Genomic DNA, 17,081 nt, shown 5'->3' with positions numbered 1-17,081 from the left:
ATATATTTGTGGAAGGTACAAATAAAAAAGCTGTGCCCACAGACACAGCTTTTTTAATCATCCAAGGAATCAACGATTATTGAAATATCCAATATTCATCACTCTATCGTTCACGAAAGTCACTTCGGTTTCTTTATAGGTATTTTTGGCATCATATTTAACGATGTTTTTGTAGTACCACATTTCCACTTGTACCGGCTTGGAGCTTTTCTCTTGCCCACCCACGCCTGCAATCATGTTACTCGCATTGCTAGGCTTTACCGATTGCTGTTTCTTGAAGGGTTGACCCAGTTTTTCCAACACTACTTTTTTTGACTTGCCGCTAAAATTATCAATGAATTCGTTTTCATTGTAGGTTTTGCCAGCGAAGGCTGATGCCACGTTGCTGAACATCACCAGTGCCATAACAGCAGCCGAAATCTTTGCATAAAACTTCATGTTTATTCCCTGTGATCCAAATTCAATTTTACAATTATCGTGTTTGTGAAAGTATAACTGTTTATAACCTTATTTGGTTGACTGCAACCACGGTAAACTTGTTCACGTCCTGGTCAGATGGTTAGCTGCAAGCCATCGTAACCCACTTCAACATTGGCCGGCAGTGTTGCCTGTAGCGCATGATATTCCAGCTCGTGGGTCATATGAATCAGCACATTGCGTTTGGCACCTATGCGGCTGATCAGCGCCAGCGATTCACTGAGGCTGACATGGGTGGGGTGCGGGCTTTCACGCAGGCAATCTATGAGTAGCAGATCCACATCCATGAGCAACTCGTAAGAGGATTCGGGGATACTGGACACATCCGTCATGTACACCAGATTCCCTATGCGATAAGCATAAATACGTATCTTGCCGTGCATCACCGGGATGGGCGTCACGGCCTGCCCCGCCACTTCAAACGGTGTTTCTACCACATGGGCTGCCAGCACGGGCAAATCCCAGAAGTTACTGGGCTCGCGTAAGGTATAGCCAAATTTATCCTGGATATGGCTGATCGCTTCCGGATAGCTGTACAGGGGAATCTGGCAGCGGTTGATCTGGCAAAAAGCACGCAAGTCATCAATACCGTGTAGATGGTCGGCATGGGTATGGGTAAACAACACTGCATCGACCCGCTGCATATTTTCACGCAGTGCCTGCTGGCGTAAATCGGGCGAAGTATCAATCAGGATCACACGACCATCATCCAGCGTCACCATGCTGGAACAACGCGTGCGCTTGTTGCGGTGGTCAGTGGAGACACAAGTGGCACAAGGGCAACCCACCGCGGGAGTGCCTGCACTGGAACCTGCACCAAGTATGGTTAGTTGCATGGCTGCGCGTGCTTAAACAGGCTGAAAAAGTTGCTGGTAGTGGCATCCATTACTTGTTGTAATGGAATATCGCGTAACCTGGCGATTTCTTCAGCTACGTGGCGCACATAGGCAGGCTGGTTGGTTTTGCCGCGGAAAGGAATAGGCGCCAGATAAGGTGAATCAGTCTCGATCAGCATCGATGCCAGTGGCACTTTCTGCGCCACTTCTTTCAAGGCGACGGCATTTTTAAAAGTGACAATCCCGGAAAATGAAATATAAAACCCCATTTCGATGGCGCCCTGCGCCACTTCCCAACTTTCGGTAAAACAATGCATCACGCCGCCCACTTCTGCTGCGCCCTCTTCCTGCATGATACGCAAGGTATCTTCGGCTGCATTGCGGGTATGAATGATCAGCGGCTTACCTGTGGCCCTGGCAGCGCGGATATGGGTGCGAAAGCGTTCACGTTGCCAGTTCAGGTCACCAGTCAGCCTGAAATAATCCAGTCCGGTTTCGCCGATGGCCACCACGCGCGGATTATTGGCCAGCGAGACCAATTCGGCTACGGTTGGCTCCTGGATATCTTCATAGTCAGGATGCACGCCAACAGAAGCATAGATATTCGGATACTGCTCGGCAAGCATCAATACTTCGGGAAACTTATCCAGTGTGACCGATACACACAAGGCATGACCGACCTCATTGGTAAGCATGCTGGCGCGTACCTGGTCGATGTTTTGCGCCAGTTCGGGAAAGTTAATATGGCAATGCGAATCTACAAACATGAATAATCCAAAAACCTGTTAGATAGTATGGGTTGCGCGACTGGATTTAAGCGCTGCGCCGAGTATGGTTTCAATGCGTTTCTTGGCCTCTACGCCGCCATCGCGATCACTGAACTGGATGCCTATGCCCTGCGGTTTATTATTCACTGCCTGTGGCGTGATCCAGATCACTTTACCGACAATCTTCAGCTTGTGCGGGTCATCCAGCAAGGTCAGCAGCATGAATACTTCTTCGCCCATTTTGAAGGGTTTGCTGGTTGGGATAAATAGTCCGCCACCTTTGACAAAAGGCATGTAAGCAGCAAACAAGGCGGCTTTTTCACGGATAGCCAGTGACAGCACACCTGGCTTGGCAGGGCTCATCGTCGATGGTGATTGGGTGTCAGTCATGCATGGACTCCTGGGCTAATCTATTAGCCAAACATCTTCTTGTATTGGAGCAATAATTGCTCCAATTGCAATTCCTGGTTTAACGGGTGCTGTGCAGTCATTTTAAAACGATTTAACTGCTGTTGAAATGCCAGTAGGCGTGCTAACTCAAGTTTCGATGCAAGTGTTTGTAAAGTAGCGGACTCCGCCGGATGGTAGCGTAATGGCAGTTGATGCCGCGACAGCCATAAATCCAGCAGCCATTTTTGCAGCACCTGAATGGCTGCGCTAATCCCTTGTTTGATCAATATACCACCTGCCAGCGCACTATCCATGGCAGCACCACGCGAAAGGTGCGGGCTCCACTGCTGGTACCAGCCATACCAATCCAGGTCATCCTGCTGGATAGTCGTCGGTGCACCACCACTATAGTGCCAGAGCCATTCAGCCTGCGCGACTGATTGTGACTGCAACCATTGCAAGCCCTGCTCATGCGTTGGCACTGGCATATCCACCTGCATGCAACGACTTAAAATGGTGGGTAACAAGGCCTGGCGCTGATGCGAAACCAACAGGAATTGCGTACGCTGCGGAGGTTCTTCCAGTAATTTCAACAATGCGTTGGAAGCCGCAACATTCATTGCTTCCAGGGGGTGAATGAGTACCACACGTATGCCTCCTGCCTGGTGGCTGGTCAGGGCCAGGTAATCATTCAATGCACGAATCTGGTCAATCAGGATCTGCTGGCGTTTACGAGTTTTCTTTTTTGCGCTATCTGCGACTTCGTCATCTTCCGGCGTGATTTCCCTGAAATCAGGATGCGCCCCCTCTGATAGCCAGTGACATGACTGACATTGACCGCAGGCAATCCCGTTTTGCTGTGGTTGCGAGCACAACAGCCCTGCTGCCAGTGCATTTGCAAAACCCAGTTTGCCTATCCCGGCCTTGCCATGAAACAGCAAGGCATGGTGGCGGCTGTCGCCTGCATGCAACCAATGTGTATACAGCGATTCTTGCCATGGATATACATTATTAATCATAATGATATGATGATTTCTTCAACTGATTTCTTTACTTCTTCCAAAGACCTGTTGGCATCAATCACGCGGAAACGTTGTGGAAATTCGGCCGCACGCGCAAGATATTGGGCGCGTAATTTGGCAAAAAATTCAATCCCCTGCGCTTCAAATTTATCAGGTGTGCGTGCCCCAGCCAGACGCTGCATACTGACCTCTACCGGCACATCGAACAGCAAGGTGATATCCGGCTGCAAGTCACCCTGCACCCATTTTTCAAGCGCCTGCATTTTAGCTAAAGGCAATCCGCGTGCGCCACATTGATAAGCATAGGAAGCATCGGTAAACCGGTCAGACAAAACAATCGCACCACGCGCCAATGCCGGAAGGATTACCTGCTGCAGATGTTCCGCACGGGCAGCGAACATCAGTAATGATTCGGTTTCCACATGCATCTCTTTATGCAAGAGCAGTTCACGCAACTCTTCACCCAACGGGGTGCCACCGGGCTCGCGAGTAGAAACCACTTCACGGCCAGACTTTGCCAGCAATGCCAGTATGGTGGGAATATGCGTACTTTTACCCGCGCCATCCATGCCTTCAAGCGTAATAAACAAACCTGCCATTACTTTATTTCCCAACTCATGCTGATTGTCATTAGTGTTTCTTTAATTGATAGGCGCGCACGGCCTTGTTATGGTCTTGCAGCGTACTGGTAAACACATGCCTGCCCTGCCCGTTTGCCACGAAATACAACGCCTTGGTATTGGCGGGATGTAATGCCGCTTGAATAGAGGCCAGGCCTGGCAAAGCAATTGGCGTTGGCGGTAAGCCACTGCGCGTATAAGTATTGAAAGCGGTATCCGTCAGTAAATCCCGTCGCGTGATATTGCCACGATAACGGCTGCCCATGCCATAAATCACGGTCGGGTCAGTCTGCAAACGCATGCCCAGCCGCAAACGATTGACAAACACACCGGCGATTTGCGGACGCTCCACTTCAACGCCAGTTTCTTTCTCAACGATGGAGGCCATGATCAGTGCTTCGTATGGCGTTTTATAAGGCAAACCGGATTGACGTGTCTCCCAAGCGGCAGATAAATACTGCGTCATTTTCTGGTAAGCCCGTTTATACATTTCCGTATCGCTGCTTTGCTTGTCAATAAAATAGGTGTCCGGAAAAAACCAGCCTTCAGGAGGCTTGGCTTCACCGCTAACCAGTTCCATTAACTCACTATCAGATAAATGTTGTGTCTCATGCCGTATGCCAGGCATTTGCGCCAGCTTCTGCCTGAAGTCGCTAAAGGTTTTGCCTTCAGTCAACTGAAGTTTAAGCTGATCAAATGTGCCATGCTTGAGTACATCAATCAGGCCCAGCACTTGCAATGGTGCATTTAAAGCGTAATCACCCGCTTGAAGTCGGCTGCCGCTCCCTGTCAGTTTGACCACCGCCAGGAAACTATAAGGTTCTTTCAACACCCCTGCCGATACCAGTTGGTCTGCAATGCCGCGCACACTGGCGCCGGCGGGAATTTGCAAGCCTATGGTTTCAGACACCATAGGCAATGGTCGTATCATATAAATGACTAGCCAGAGCGTCAGCGCCAGTCCGCATGACCCCAGAACCGCTAACCCGTATTTGAAGCTTTTCTTAAACATGTAGTGCCTGATAAAAACTTTTAATGCGTTACATAATGCAGCTGTGACCGGAGCTCTTTCGCCCAGTGATTGGTCGCAACCGGCTGATCATCAATATGCGACACCTGCAACACACCATAAATACTATTCACGATGACAATCGCTTCTGCATTGAGCAAATCGTCTATGGTTAATGTGCTTACCAGCACGGTCTGGCGTTGCGTTTTATACCAATCCAGTATTTTCTGCCGCATCACGCCGGCCACACCGCAACTCTCCAGCACCGGCGTCATTACCACGCCATCCTTGCGGATAAACAGGTTGCCGCTCACCGCTTCAATGACATGGTCATCATAATCGCGCAATAAACCGTCAAAAAATCGCGGGTCTTTCAGCTCGCCACGCGCGAGGACGTTTTCCAGGCGGTTTAAATGCTTGATACCGGCCAGTAAAGGCTGATGCGCCAGCCGCGTCTGGCAGGTATATAACGCCACACCATTCGCATAAATCTCCGGCGGATAATTCGGTAACGGGCTTTGTATCAGCACCCGTGTGGGTTCACTCACTGCCGGTGGCGCATAGCCACGCGCGCCCTCGCCACGCGTAATCATAATCTTGAGGATACTGAACTGCGTATCTTCTTCACTGGCAGACGCCATCAAGTATTTGAATTCCTGCATCAGTAATTCGGCAGAAGGACACACAATCTGGATTTTGCTGCAATCTGCCACCAGGGTCTGGTAATGCAAAGGCCAGTCTTGCAGCTCACCATTCAACAAACGCATGGTGCGAAAAACACCATCGCCATAAGCAAAGCCACGGTTGGTTGGCGCGATGCCATTGACCAGTTTGCCATTGATGCAATAGCGGACAGTTGTCATCTTGAGAAGGGAAAATTGATGTGTCTGAACAAGGCTGAAACCTTACCATAAAACCGGAAAAAACCACGCACCTAACGGCATAAATCAACCATGAAGGAGTAGCGTTACAAAGAATTGAACAATTTTCTAAAGTTTAATGGTTGGATGCCGTTAACAAGATGTGGCGTATTGTATCTGCAATATTATGGGAGGCATCAGCATGTCATTGTCCAGCATCCAGACTAACCTGGCCGCATTGATCAACAAAGCATATAGCGCTGACAATAGCGCAACGAAGTCCGCTGCATCCACACAGACTAGCGAAACAGCGAGCACAGCCAAAACCGCGGCTAGCGCTCAGAAAGATGCCACGACTGCTGCCGATACCGCAACAGACAACCCAGCTGGCGCCAGTGCGCAGGTGACATTAGGACAATCGGGCAACACAACAGAAATCTATACCGCACAAGGCCTGTTACAGCAAATGCGGCAGATTCAGCTCAGCAATACCATGCTGCTGTTTGGCAGTGAAGAAGAAAATGCCGAAGACAGTACCGGCTTAATGGGCATGTTTGGCAGTGAAGGTGATACTGAAGGGGAAAGCGATTGGACCGAGTCCATTAGCCAACAGCCGGATAAAGCCGCGATAATGGTTGAAAAGGCCAAGAATAGTTCGATTAAGACCATGCTGGGTGGTTAAGTCAGCTTAGCTAGCTTATTCTGTTTCTTTACATTGTAAGGTTCGAGAAGAATCTTAAGCTTCAAGCTTCACAAAACTGCCACTTTCTTTATCATTCAGCAAGCTCAGCAAATCTGCTGAGCGCAGTGCCAGCGCATAACCCAGCACCCCGCTGCCTATCACTACAGTTTCATATTCTGCAACACTGCTGTCCACCAGCACGCGCAAATCGTCCGGCAAAGCTATCGGTGGTACTGCGCCAACTACATAGCCAGTCACTTCCGGCACTTCGTCATACTCTGCCATACGGCATTTACGCTCATTCAGGTGTTTGCGTAATAAAGCCCAGTCTGCACGGCCACTTCCGGCTACCGCCAGTAAACTGAACCCGCTGTTTTCGCCTTTAAACACTATGCTGCGCACCACTGATTGCGGTTGCAATCCCTGGCCAGAAAGCAATTCTTCAAGGCTGCGGATAGGCTTTTTATCTTCACTCAGAGGAATTTGAATGACCTGAAATTGAATGCCTTGCTGTTGCAGCAGGTTGGTCACAGCAGATTGAAAATTGTTGGACATTGACAGCATCCTTAAATATAAAATAGTTTAAGTATTAAACTCAAGTTATTGATATTTAATATATTTATCGTTACTACCTTTACATTTTTCTACCGGATATTTCTGGGCATTCAGATCGATTTTGGCATTGGTCGCAGCAATCAAATCAATTCCGCAGACTTCGGCGATGCGCATCAGATAAACAAAGGTATCCGCCAGCTCATGCCCTACTTTTTCTTTGGTGTCAGCATCTAGCTGGCGGCTTTCCTGCTCGGTCATCCACTGGAAATGCTCTACCACTTCAGCCACTTCCACGATCATCGCCATCGCCAGGTTTTTTGGGGAATGAAACTGTGCCCAGTCACGGGCCTCCACAAATGCATTGATACGTCGACGTAAAGTCAGCAAAGAATCAGTAGTCTGGTTTTCGGGTTCGGTCATAAATAAAATTATTCAAAAATAAAAGGATGGCAAGGTTTATTGCTGTGCAAGCAAGGCTTCAAATTCATCTGCAGGCAAAGGCCGACTAAACAGGTAACCTTGCATCTCATCACAATCATGCGATTTCAAGAACTCTAGTTGTGCCTGAGTTTCAACGCCCTCGGCAATGACAGTTAACCCCAGACTTTGGGACATTTTGATGATGGCAGTGACAATTGCCGCATCGTTGATATCAATTTGTATATCACGAATAAAGCTTTTATCAATTTTAATGGTATTCACAGGCAGCAGCTTGAGATACGAGAGGCTGGAGTATCCAGTTCCAAAATCATCTACCGATAGCCTAACCCCCATCTCTTTTAATTTATTCAAATCATGAATCACAGTCGCCTCACTCTGAAACGCAACGCTTTCAGTCACTTCGAGTTCAAGATTATAGGGTTGCAGACCGGTTTGTAATAACACTTTCATGACTTCCTGCGTGAAGTGAGCGTGATGTAATTCCACCACAGAAACATTAATCGCAATCGGAATCTCGGGCAAGCCGGCATCTTGCCATTTTTTATTTTGCGTACAAGCTTCCCGTAATACCCAGTGACCAATGCCCTTGATCAAGCCAGACTCTTCAGCAATCTTGATAAAGCGATCTGGCATCATCAGCCCCCATTCCGGGTGCGACCAACGGATAAGCGCTTCAGCGCCAATAATCTTGCCAGTTTTGATACTGATTTTAGGCTGATAAAACAACAGTAACTCATTGTTTGAAATGGCTTTTTGCAGGCTGTTTTCCATCGTGAGCTGGGCCGCAACACGCGCACTCATTTCTCTGGTAAAAAATTGATAATTATTTCTACCTGAATTTTTAGCATGATACATCGCAGCATCTGCATGTCTCGTTAACACATCCACACTATCACCATCATCAGGATAAACGGCAATACCAATACTGGCGGTAATATATAACTCGTGATTAGCGATGTTGATCGGGTCTTTAATGGCAGAGAGTATTTTTTGTGCGATTTCGGCAGGCACCGTGTCATCATTTAATTCGGGCAATAACACGACAAACTCGTCTCCGCCCTGGCGACTGAGTGTGTCAGAGGCTCGAATGCACATTTGAAGCTTTTTGCTCATGACTTTGAGCAATTGATCACCAACTTCATGACCCAGGGTATCATTCACCCGTTTAAAATGATCTATGTCAAAAAACAGAATCGCAAGCTTGGAATCCCTTCTTTTCGCCGCACTGATCGCTTGCGTGATACGGTCTGTCAGCAACAATCGATTCGGCAAATCGGTCAGGTAATCATGCTCGGCAAGATAAGTCATTTTTTGTGCCATCTGGCGTGCATCACTCACGTCATGAAACACCAGCACCACGCCTAAAATGGCGCCATTCTGATCACGAATCGGCGCTGCTGAATCCTCAATGGCATATTCAGCGCCTGATTTGGCAATCAACAAGGTATGATTTGCCAGCCCGCAAACTTTGTTGTGCGCCAACACCACATCCACCGGGTTGGCTGCCAGCTTGCGGGTGCTTTCATTCAAAATCCTGAATATTTCCAGAATAGGACGCCCCATCGCCTGGGCTTTGCTCCAGCCCGTCATTTTTTCGGCCACCGGATTAAGATAAGTCACCTCGGACTGCATATTGGTGGTAATCACCGCATCCCCGATAGATTCCAGCGTGACAATCGCCAGTTGCCTCTGGTTAAACAGCTCCAGCTCCGTGTGTTTTCTTTGTTCTATCTCCTGACGCAAACTCACATTGATATTGCTCAAATCTTCAGTGCGTTCTTTGACCAGATGTTCAAGATTCAAATTTAATTTTGCCAGCGCCTGTTCTGCCAGCAATCGTTTCTGTACTTCAGATTCCAGCCTGGCGATGGTTGTTTTCAGCTGTTTTGTGCTGGTAATCGTCAAGGCAACCGGCATCAAACGCCACAGCATGATTGCGGTAATCCCTGAAGCCACAGCCGTCACGCTTTTCATGGCGGCATCTAGCCAATAGGCAGGCTCCCAAATGGTTGCAATCGCAATCAAATGCGTCGTTCCACAGGCAAAGATGAACACTGAAAACATGACGAATACCCAATTAAACTCGAGATCAGCGCGTTTTTTAACCAGGTAGAGCAATGCAATCGGGATCGTGTAGTAGGAAATTGCTATGACAGTGTCGGAGACAACATACATCCACAGCAGGACGGGCGTCCATAAATAGCAATGACCATGCGGCATAAAGTCGCCAGGGACCAACCAACTCAATAAAGCATCCATACAAAGCCTCTTCGTTGATTCTTAGTATTGGTGAAATGTAATGGTTAAAGCTGGGTTCCCACAGTAAACGCAGGAAATGATATAGCGATAATATTTACGACTATAATTTATACTAAAATATAGATATGTGACTAAAATAAAACAATCATTAACATTTCAACAAGGCATCCGCTTCAACGTTGCATTGCAATTTCCGGGAGCTTGCTGACGCTCCTGACTACATTCAACATTGCACCGCATGCTTGAATGCGCCATCAGATGCATGGCTAACATATTGGCGGATATAGAATACTAAGAGACCTGCTTACGGTTGCTACCTGCCACCATCTTGATTTCAAATAAACGGCATTCAAGCGGGCCATTGAACAATGGTGTTTTTTTGCTTGGGCTTAAGCGCATCAGTTTGGGCATCCGTAAATCGTTGGTCAGGAAGTAGGTATTCCAGCCACTGAATTGCTGTTTAAGTGTGGCAGCCATTTGTGGATATAACTCGGCCAGTGTTTCATCTTCACCGATGCGCACACCATATGGTGGATTCGCCACCAGCACGCCGCTGTCGGCTGGAGGAGTGAGTTTGGTAAATTCGATATGGCTCAGTTGTACCGCTTCGCTCCAGCCGGCCATTTCCAGGTTTTGTTTGGTGACACGCACGGCTCTAAGATCCATATCTGAACCATAAATCTTCTGGAAGCTGACAGGTTTCACGGCTTTGGCGGCTGCATTGCGGATTTTCTTGAAAGTATCTGATTCAAAGTTTTTGAGTTTTTCAAAACCGAAATTGCGGTTCAGGCCTGGCGCAATATTCAGCGCCATCATTACCGCTTCCTGCAGGAAAGTGCCACTGCCACACATCGGGTCCAGCAGTGCCTGGCCTGGTTGCCAGCCGGAAAGTTTTAAAATACCGGCCGCAAGGTTTTCACGCAGCGGCGCTTCAATGGTATTTTTACGGTTGCCGCGCTGGTACAACGGGTTGCCTGATGTATCTACATACAGGAGAAAACGGTCACTGGTTAAATAGACATGTACACGGATATCCGGCTCCCGTGTGTCAATATTGGGTCGGCTACCCACGGCCTGGCGGAATTTATCGCAAATGGCATCCTTGACGCGTAATGTAATGAATTCCAGGCTTTTCAGCGGGCTGCGCACCGCGGTGACTTTCACCATCATGCTGTATTTCACATTGAACCAGTTCGGCCAATTCACTTTAAGTGCACCCTGGTAAATATCTTCTTCCGTTGCGTACTGTCCGTTGCCGACTTGCATGAGCACACGGGTGGCCACGCGTGAATGCAGGTTGATCTGATAACACACGCCCAGGTCACCGCTAAAGCTGGCACCGCCATCGGTAGGTTTGATGTCATTGGCGCCGCTAAGCTTCAATTCCTCAACAAGTAAGGTCTCTAAACCGCGCGGACAGGTTGCAAAATAATGGTTACGCATTTTTATCTCTGATTTTCTAGTTGAATATCAACTTAATGGTTGAACAGTGAGCCGCTGTTGCAGGCTTTAACTAATCTCTGCTCAATGTGAATACTTTGCCGTCATTTGGGTTTGCGCCCTGTAAACGGTCAATTAAATCCAGGAACTGGATTGCATGCGTTTGCATGGCTTCCTGCGCACGTTTCCGCAGTGTGATTAAATCCGGCATGGCCAGTTCAGGCTTAAAGCCAAACACAATGATATTGCCCGGTTTGCCGGTAGGCATCATCAACACGCGCTGGTCAAATGTTTGCTCGATGCGCTGCATGTAGATATCAAACTTTTTGTCTGAACCCCATAAGTTAATGGCAAACAGGCCATCCGGCGTCAATGCCTCGGCGCAATCGTCAAAAAATGCCTGCGTGCAAAAGTCAGGCGGCAGGCCGTTGCTGCCAAACGCATCCATCATCAGCCAGTCACAACTCCCAAGATGCTGCTGGATATAGGCAGTACCGTCACCTTCAATAATGTTCAGCCGCTCATCATTCTCCGGCACAAAGAAATGGCTGCGCGCGACCTGGATAACTTGCGGGTTCAACTCAATCACAGTTTGTTTAATCTGTGGGCAGGCTTGCCAGACATATTTGGCAATCGATCCGCCGCCCAGACCTACAAGTACGGCATTGCGGACATCCGGCTTGAACAACAGGCTGCTCAGCATACCCCATGAATACGCCAGTACCAGCGCAAACGGGTCTTTCACTTTCATGCTGCTTTGAATCGTCGGCGAACCCAGGTGCATAGAGCGCACGCCATCGACTTCAGTGACTTCGACCATTTCGAGATCAGAAATCGCTTTATGAATTTTACGGTTAAATTTAAACATTATGCGTTTTCCGCCGCATCTGCAGGCGTGTCCCCTGTTTCGGCGACTGAGGCTATTTCAGTGTTGTCAGCGACCGTTTCTTCAATCACGCGCAAGAACTTGCACTCAAGTTCCATCAGCAAAGTATCTATTTTTTGCACTGACAATTGCACTTTGCTGCCAGGCTTTATCACCGGCATGCCATAGACTTTGGTCATGTAAGGCAAGCCGCTGAGGCGGACCAGGTTCTCGCGCCAGACGGTGGCTTCCACTTCCTGGATGTTTTCCTGTACCAGGTATTGCAGGCACCAGTAGCGCTCCATACGGGTCTGGAATTCGTTATAGGCATTGTAAGTCTGGTCAAAATTGCGCATATGGCCGACGATTTCATCGCCATTGACGGCGTAGACTGGTTCCTGCATCGTCAATACGCTGATAATCTGGCGTTGATTGATTAAATCAACCGCACGTCGCAGCGGAGAAGTACACCAGGCATATTGCGCCACACCTAACCCCTGGTGACCCTCGGCCTTGGTTGTCATATACACTTTGCCGCCATTCTGTGCACGGTAAATCCCCGGCACATTATGCTCAGCCAGCAATAAACCCCACTGGCTATTCGCGGCAATCATTAATTCAGCCACCAGTTTATCCATAGGCGAACCGCGCTGGCGGTTGATGATGCTGACGATCCCATCGGTAACGTAGAAATTGTAATCTACCGGTTGCGGCCTGGTCGGGTCGTATTTGCCACGCGCTTTTTCCAGGCTTTCAGCAAAGTGGAACAGGAACACCAGCGGCTGCCACAACGAGTGGCCGCTATCGGTCTCCAGCGTATTCTCGTTAAAATAAGGCTCTAAAGTGTCATGGCGCAAGTTGTGCGCGATCTGCACGCGTTCCAGGCGGCTATGCTGTTGGACAACGCTGAAATCAGCGGCCACTTCGAGATACAGCGACAAGGCAGGCTTGGTTTCGCCGGCATCGAGGCTGAATGGGCGGATGGCGGTTTCGGGCAGCATGGTGATTTTATGACCAGGCATATACACGGTAGACAAACGTTTCATGACTTCGTGATCTAATGACTCACGCGGCGTCACCCCCAATGCTGGCGCGGCAATATGAATACCTACTTGCGTATTGCCGTTTGGCAAGGTTGTGACGGATAAAGCATCATCAATCTCGGTAGTCGTGCTGTCATCGATGCTGAATGCCTGCACTGCTGATATTGGCAGATCCTCAGGCAAAGCACCCAATGAGAACTCAGGGAACGCAGTGCCATTGGCAAAATACTCACGCAAAAAAGCGCCGAGGTGATAATCGTGGATAGACGGGATCGCACCAGCATCGTACAGCACCTGCACCGGTAACTTTTTGAGCTCGGTGGCCGCTTGCTCCAGCGCTTTCCATTCCATGGCGTTTTTATCCGGCGCATACAGCAATTGGTCGAGCTTGGCAGAGAAGCTTTCTGGCAATTGTTTGGCGGTCAGCTGCGCGGTCATAGTCGCCATCAGCTCGGCTTGCTGGCGTTTTTTCTCGACGCCAGCCATGGCAGCTTTCAAGGTTTCTTGCGGCGCGGCTTTATACTGCCCTTTACCCTTGCGATAAAAATACATGGGTGCACTGTGCAGTTTGATCGCAATCGCCGCTGCTTGCTGGCGGCTGGGTTTGCCGCCATAGTATTCTTCCGCCAGTGACTCAAAACCGAATTCTGATTCACCGCTGCATTCCCACAAGAAATCAGTATCCAGGGTTTCTGCTTCAGTTTGTGCGGCCTCAAGAAAACCGGAAAGGCTGCCCTCAAAGCGCATTAACACATTGGCGGTTTTGATCTTGCTGCGTTTGCCAGTGCTGGCCTCGACTTGCATGCTGCTGTCAGCTTCAGTCATGATGGAAGCGACTTTGAAGCCACCGTCTTCTTCGTAAAAAACATTCATTGCGGGAGATTTGAGGTGTGGATGACACACGATTGAATTCAAAACGCTATTTTACCCGAGAAGCATGTACTTTTTGGCAGAGATTGAACTTTAGCCGGTTGCGGTGACTAAATTAAGCCAGGTGTTAATTAACATAGTCGTCATAAAGGGATACCCTCTACAATAGAGAATATGAAACCGCTGATATTTGATAACCGTTTTATTCGTGAACTACCCGGTGACCGCATTACCGATAACTACACCCGCCAGGTAAGCGATTGCCTGTGGTCAGCCGTGCAACCGACGCCGGTCAAGCAACCCAAATTACTTGCTTACAGTCCGGAGGTAGCTGCCATGCTGGGCCTGAGCGAAGCTGATATGCATGATCCGGAGATGGTACAAACGCTAGGCGGCAACGGTGCCTTGCAAGGCATGTTTACCTATGCGACGCGATACGGTGGCCATCAGTTTGGCAACTGGGCCGGGCAACTGGGAGATGGACGTGCTATCTATCTGGGTGAGTTAGTTCATCAGCAAAATCGTTTTGAGCTGCAACTCAAAGGTGCAGGCGAAACGCCTTACTCTCGCCGCGCTGATGGCCGCGCTGTATTGCGCTCCAGCCTGCGTGAATTTTTATGCTCCGAAGCCATGCATCACCTCGGCATCCCCACCACCCGTGCCTTGAGCCTGGTCACGACTGGCGATTCAGTGGTGCGCGATATGTTTTATGACGGAAACCCTGAATTTGAACCTGGCGCGATTGTTTGCCGGGTAGCGCCTTCATTTATCCGTTTCGGCCACTTTGAAATACTTGCCAGCCGTAATGAGTTGCCGTTACTCAAGCATTTTATCGGGTTTACGATAGACAGGGATTATGCCGATTGGTGGCCCAGCACAGGTTTACTACTGGATGTGGATAATCCAGGCCCAGGCATGATTGAAGCGTGGTTCAGCGAAATATGCGCTCGCACAGCGATCATGGTCGCGCACTGGATGCGGGTGGGCTTTGTGCATGGCGTCATGAATACCGACAACATGTCTATTCTCGGCCTGACCATTGATTATGGCCCCTATGGCTGGGTAGATAATTTTGACCCGGGCTGGACACCAAATACTACTGACGCACAAGGTCGTCGTTACTGTTTTGGTCGCCAACCAGATATCGCGCGCTGGAATCTTGAGCGGTTAGCGGAAGCGCTGGCAACTGTACTGCCTGAAAACAATGGTCTATCAAATGGACTCAATCATTTTGACACGGTGTATTTTGATGCACTGACGTCATCACTGGCTGGCAAATTTGGCCTGGATGCCTGGCAAAACGGCGATGGCGAGTTGATCAACGACATCTTTGAGCTGATGCAGCGCGCAGAAGTTGACCAGACTTTGTTTTTTACCCAGCTCAAGCAGCTGGACATCAGCCAGCCGCAACTCTCCGTGCTTGGGGAAGCTTTCTACACGGAACAAGGCTTGAAACAATTTGGGGAAGATATTCAAAGCTGGTTACATCGCTATAGCCAACGTTTGCAGCAATCAACACTTTCGCCAGAAAAACGGCTGCAACGCATGTCAGAAAATAACCCGATTTATGTGTTGCGTAACTACCTTGCTCAGGAGGCGATTGACCTCGCCACCCAGGGCGATAATTCACGGCTGCTGACCTTGCTTGAAGTATTGCGTAACCCATACACCGAGCAGCCTGGAATGTCAGCATTCGCACAAAAACGCCCGGACTGGGCCAGGCAAAAAGCAGGTTGCTCGATGTTATCCTGTAGCTCATAATTAAGGAAACGCGGAATAAGTGTCTGCGCAAGCGAATTGCCTCGTTGCACGAGACTTTATGAATACAGCTTCGCAACCTCGCCGTACTAAAGTACTGTCTCGGTTTCTGCGTTCCGTGCGCCTTGCACTTCATCTTGCTCAATCACTTATTGCGTGTTTCCTAAGCAAAATAAACTATGCTGACTGCTGAACAAATAATCACCGATGCTGGCTTGCGCCCGACCAAAGCCAGGGTTGCTGTATTGAATACCCTGTTAACATCCACCAACGCACTTAGTCACCCGGATATTCTGGCGGCTTTGCAAGGCGTGGAGATAGACCGCGTGACGGTATACAGAGTGCTTGATTGGTTGCTGGAAAATAGCTTGATTCATAAAATTTCCAGCGATGACCGCGCCTGGAAATTCCAGCTGAACGCGCCTAAACGCAACTACCGCAGTGCAGACACAGCCCATCTAGGCCTACTAAATAACCACGGTCACGCACATTTGCACTGCCAGCAATGCGGGACTGTATTGTGCATACACGAGCTGGCGGCGCACATTCCGCAATCATTATTTGATACTTACCGTGTATCGAATATCGAAATCAGCCTGAAAGGGCTTTGCCTAGATTGCCAGCAATCCTGACTGTTTCACGCTTCCACATTTAAACCTCTAGATACTAAACACGTTAGAGTTAATACTTAAATTGCAACATAGTTGCAATTAATTCTATATCAACTTAAAATGCAACAAAATTGCATTGCAACCAAGTTGCGTAATGATGTTGACTCCTGCTGAATTACTTTCCATGCCTGAAACTGCCTATATGAATGCCGGACAACTCGCATTCTTTAAAACACTGTTGCTCACGGAACTAGAAACCTTGCAAGCCAATATGCAACTCACCAGCGTGCATTTGCACGAGCAGCAGGAAACACCGGGCCCGGCCGACAGGGCCACCCAGGAAGAAACACACGGCCTGGAACTACGCGCGCGGGAACGGGAACGCAAACATATCAAAACGATACAGTCTGCCTTGTTGCGGATAACCACCGGCCAGTATGGTTATTGCGAAGAAACCGGCGAGTCCATTGGCCTGGCACGCCTGATTGCACGGCCCACCACAAAACTATGTCTGGAAGCGCAAGAACGACATGAGCGCCGCGAACGGCAATTCAATCACTAGAAACAATGAAGGAA

Annotated in this window: 18 protein-coding genes; 4 read left to right on the top strand and 14 right to left on the bottom strand. The window is 48.9% G+C overall.

Annotation, left to right across the window (positions count from 1 at the left end):
* Positions 1-69: 69 nt before the first annotated feature.
* The 8 genes from LPA26_RS02540 to pabC form a co-directional block, all read right to left on the bottom strand.
* Positions 70-405, bottom strand: a complete 336-nt coding sequence (locus LPA26_RS02540) for a hypothetical protein (protein WP_229008318.1) — start codon at positions 403-405, stop codon at positions 70-72.
* 146 nt (positions 406-551) lie between these two features.
* Complete coding sequence (locus tag LPA26_RS02535; protein ID WP_229007208.1) at positions 552-1,313, bottom strand: MBL fold metallo-hydrolase; 762 nt, start codon at positions 1,311-1,313, stop codon at positions 552-554.
* Positions 1,304-2,080 carry a TatD family hydrolase gene (locus LPA26_RS02530; RefSeq protein ID WP_229007207.1) on the bottom strand — a complete coding sequence of 259 codons (777 nt, stop codon included), beginning with the start codon at positions 2,078-2,080 and terminating at the stop codon, positions 1,304-1,306. Before LPA26_RS02530 ends, LPA26_RS02535 begins: the two co-directional genes overlap by 10 nt.
* 18 nt (positions 2,081-2,098) lie before the next feature.
* The gene (locus LPA26_RS02525) at positions 2,099-2,470 is read right to left on the bottom strand and encodes a PilZ domain-containing protein (protein WP_055871619.1); all 372 of its coding nucleotides are present in this window, start codon (positions 2,468-2,470) and stop codon (positions 2,099-2,101) included.
* A 23-nt stretch (positions 2,471-2,493) separates the two neighbouring features.
* Positions 2,494-3,489, bottom strand: coding sequence for a DNA polymerase III subunit delta' (gene holB / locus LPA26_RS02520; RefSeq protein WP_229007206.1), 996 nt, complete (start codon positions 3,487-3,489; stop codon positions 2,494-2,496).
* Positions 3,486-4,091, bottom strand: a complete 606-nt coding sequence (gene tmk / locus LPA26_RS02515; protein ID WP_229007205.1) for a dTMP kinase — start codon at positions 4,089-4,091, stop codon at positions 3,486-3,488. Before tmk ends, holB begins: the two co-directional genes overlap by 4 nt.
* Positions 4,092-4,122: 31 nt before the next feature.
* On the bottom strand, positions 4,123-5,124 hold the full coding sequence (mltG, locus tag LPA26_RS02510) for an endolytic transglycosylase MltG (RefSeq protein ID WP_229007204.1): 1,002 nt from the start codon (positions 5,122-5,124) through the stop codon (positions 4,123-4,125).
* A gap of 20 nt (positions 5,125-5,144) precedes the next feature.
* On the bottom strand, positions 5,145-5,984 hold the full coding sequence (pabC, locus tag LPA26_RS02505; protein ID WP_229007203.1) for an aminodeoxychorismate lyase: 840 nt from the start codon (positions 5,982-5,984) through the stop codon (positions 5,145-5,147).
* A 199-nt stretch (positions 5,985-6,183) separates the two neighbouring features.
* On the opposite strand from pabC, the gene LPA26_RS02500 reads away from it, so the two are divergent.
* Positions 6,184-6,663 carry a hypothetical protein gene (locus tag LPA26_RS02500; protein ID WP_229007202.1) on the top strand — a complete coding sequence of 160 codons (480 nt, stop codon included), beginning with the start codon at positions 6,184-6,186 and terminating at the stop codon, positions 6,661-6,663.
* Between the two features lie 54 nt (positions 6,664-6,717).
* Here the strand turns inward: LPA26_RS02500 and LPA26_RS02495 are convergent, their stop codons facing one another.
* The 6 genes from LPA26_RS02495 to LPA26_RS02470 form a co-directional block, all read right to left on the bottom strand.
* A complete protein-coding gene (locus LPA26_RS02495; RefSeq protein ID WP_229007201.1) occupies positions 6,718-7,218 on the bottom strand; it encodes an aminoacyl-tRNA deacylase in 501 nt (166 codons plus the stop codon).
* 45 nt (positions 7,219-7,263) lie between these two features.
* Positions 7,264-7,638 (bottom strand): nucleotide pyrophosphohydrolase, encoded by a 375-nt coding sequence (locus tag LPA26_RS02490; protein WP_229007200.1) that lies wholly within the window; start codon positions 7,636-7,638, stop codon positions 7,264-7,266.
* A gap of 36 nt (positions 7,639-7,674) precedes the next feature.
* Positions 7,675-9,918, bottom strand: a complete 2,244-nt coding sequence (locus LPA26_RS02485; RefSeq protein ID WP_229007199.1) for a bifunctional diguanylate cyclase/phosphodiesterase — start codon at positions 9,916-9,918, stop codon at positions 7,675-7,677.
* 291 nt (positions 9,919-10,209) lie between these two features.
* Positions 10,210-11,361, bottom strand: coding sequence for a class I SAM-dependent RNA methyltransferase (locus LPA26_RS02480; RefSeq protein WP_055871593.1), 1,152 nt, complete (start codon positions 11,359-11,361; stop codon positions 10,210-10,212).
* Between the two features lie 70 nt (positions 11,362-11,431).
* On the bottom strand, positions 11,432-12,226 hold the full coding sequence (locus LPA26_RS02475) for a polyamine aminopropyltransferase (RefSeq protein WP_229007198.1): 795 nt from the start codon (positions 12,224-12,226) through the stop codon (positions 11,432-11,434).
* Positions 12,226-14,139 carry a ribonuclease catalytic domain-containing protein gene (locus LPA26_RS02470; protein WP_229007197.1) on the bottom strand — a complete coding sequence of 638 codons (1,914 nt, stop codon included), beginning with the start codon at positions 14,137-14,139 and terminating at the stop codon, positions 12,226-12,228. Before LPA26_RS02470 ends, LPA26_RS02475 begins: the two co-directional genes overlap by 1 nt.
* A gap of 171 nt (positions 14,140-14,310) precedes the next feature.
* Between LPA26_RS02470 and LPA26_RS02465 the strand changes: the two genes are divergently transcribed.
* The 3 genes from LPA26_RS02465 (at position 14,311) to dksA (ending at position 17,067) form a co-directional block, all read left to right on the top strand.
* Positions 14,311-15,897 (top strand): YdiU family protein, encoded by a 1,587-nt coding sequence (locus tag LPA26_RS02465; protein ID WP_229007196.1) that lies wholly within the window; start codon positions 14,311-14,313, stop codon positions 15,895-15,897.
* A 176-nt stretch (positions 15,898-16,073) separates the two neighbouring features.
* Positions 16,074-16,526 (top strand): Fur family transcriptional regulator, encoded by a 453-nt coding sequence (locus tag LPA26_RS02460; protein WP_229007195.1) that lies wholly within the window; start codon positions 16,074-16,076, stop codon positions 16,524-16,526.
* A gap of 136 nt (positions 16,527-16,662) precedes the next feature.
* Complete coding sequence (dksA, locus tag LPA26_RS02455; protein ID WP_229008317.1) at positions 16,663-17,067, top strand: RNA polymerase-binding protein DksA; 405 nt, start codon at positions 16,663-16,665, stop codon at positions 17,065-17,067.
* The last annotated feature ends 14 nt before the right edge of the window (positions 17,068-17,081 follow it).

Origin of the sequence: Methylophilus sp. Leaf408 (assembly GCF_916856905.1) — a bacterium.
Lineage (GTDB): Bacteria > Pseudomonadota > Gammaproteobacteria > Burkholderiales > Methylophilaceae > Methylophilus.
The sequence above is the reverse complement of the archived record's forward strand: the minus strand, read 5'-3'. Positions and strand labels throughout refer to the sequence as shown.

Excerpts from the sequence above, each read along its gene's own strand:
- LPA26_RS02480 (WP_055871593.1), bottom strand. The coding sequence starts at position 11,361 with ATGCGTAACCATTATTTTGCAACCTGTCCGCGCGGTTTAGAGACCTTA.
- LPA26_RS02535 (WP_229007208.1), bottom strand. The coding sequence starts at position 1,313 with ATGCAACTAACCATACTTGGTGCAGGTTCCAGTGCAGGCACTCCCGCG.
- LPA26_RS02475 (WP_229007198.1), bottom strand. The coding sequence starts at position 12,226 with ATGTTTAAATTTAACCGTAAAATTCATAAAGCGATTTCTGATCTCGAA.
- LPA26_RS02500 (WP_229007202.1), top strand. The coding sequence starts at position 6,184 with ATGTCATTGTCCAGCATCCAGACTAACCTGGCCGCATTGATCAACAAA.
- dksA (WP_229008317.1), top strand. The coding sequence starts at position 16,663 with ATGTTGACTCCTGCTGAATTACTTTCCATGCCTGAAACTGCCTATATG.
- LPA26_RS02485 (WP_229007199.1), bottom strand. The coding sequence starts at position 9,918 with ATGGATGCTTTATTGAGTTGGTTGGTCCCTGGCGACTTTATGCCGCAT.
- LPA26_RS02530 (WP_229007207.1), bottom strand. The coding sequence starts at position 2,080 with ATGTTTGTAGATTCGCATTGCCATATTAACTTTCCCGAACTGGCGCAA.
- mltG (WP_229007204.1), bottom strand. The coding sequence starts at position 5,124 with ATGTTTAAGAAAAGCTTCAAATACGGGTTAGCGGTTCTGGGGTCATGC.
- LPA26_RS02495 (WP_229007201.1), bottom strand. The coding sequence starts at position 7,218 with ATGTCCAACAATTTTCAATCTGCTGTGACCAACCTGCTGCAACAGCAA.
- LPA26_RS02470 (WP_229007197.1), bottom strand. The coding sequence starts at position 14,139 with ATGAATGTTTTTTACGAAGAAGACGGTGGCTTCAAAGTCGCTTCCATC.
- LPA26_RS02490 (WP_229007200.1), bottom strand. The coding sequence starts at position 7,638 with ATGACCGAACCCGAAAACCAGACTACTGATTCTTTGCTGACTTTACGT.
- LPA26_RS02540 (WP_229008318.1), bottom strand. The coding sequence starts at position 405 with ATGGCACTGGTGATGTTCAGCAACGTGGCATCAGCCTTCGCTGGCAAA.
- holB (WP_229007206.1), bottom strand. The coding sequence starts at position 3,489 with ATGATTAATAATGTATATCCATGGCAAGAATCGCTGTATACACATTGG.
- LPA26_RS02460 (WP_229007195.1), top strand. The coding sequence starts at position 16,074 with ATGCTGACTGCTGAACAAATAATCACCGATGCTGGCTTGCGCCCGACC.
- tmk (WP_229007205.1), bottom strand. The coding sequence starts at position 4,091 with ATGGCAGGTTTGTTTATTACGCTTGAAGGCATGGATGGCGCGGGTAAA.
- pabC (WP_229007203.1), bottom strand. The coding sequence starts at position 5,984 with ATGACAACTGTCCGCTATTGCATCAATGGCAAACTGGTCAATGGCATC.
- LPA26_RS02465 (WP_229007196.1), top strand. The coding sequence starts at position 14,311 with ATGAAACCGCTGATATTTGATAACCGTTTTATTCGTGAACTACCCGGT.
- LPA26_RS02525 (WP_055871619.1), bottom strand. The coding sequence starts at position 2,470 with ATGACTGACACCCAATCACCATCGACGATGAGCCCTGCCAAGCCAGGT.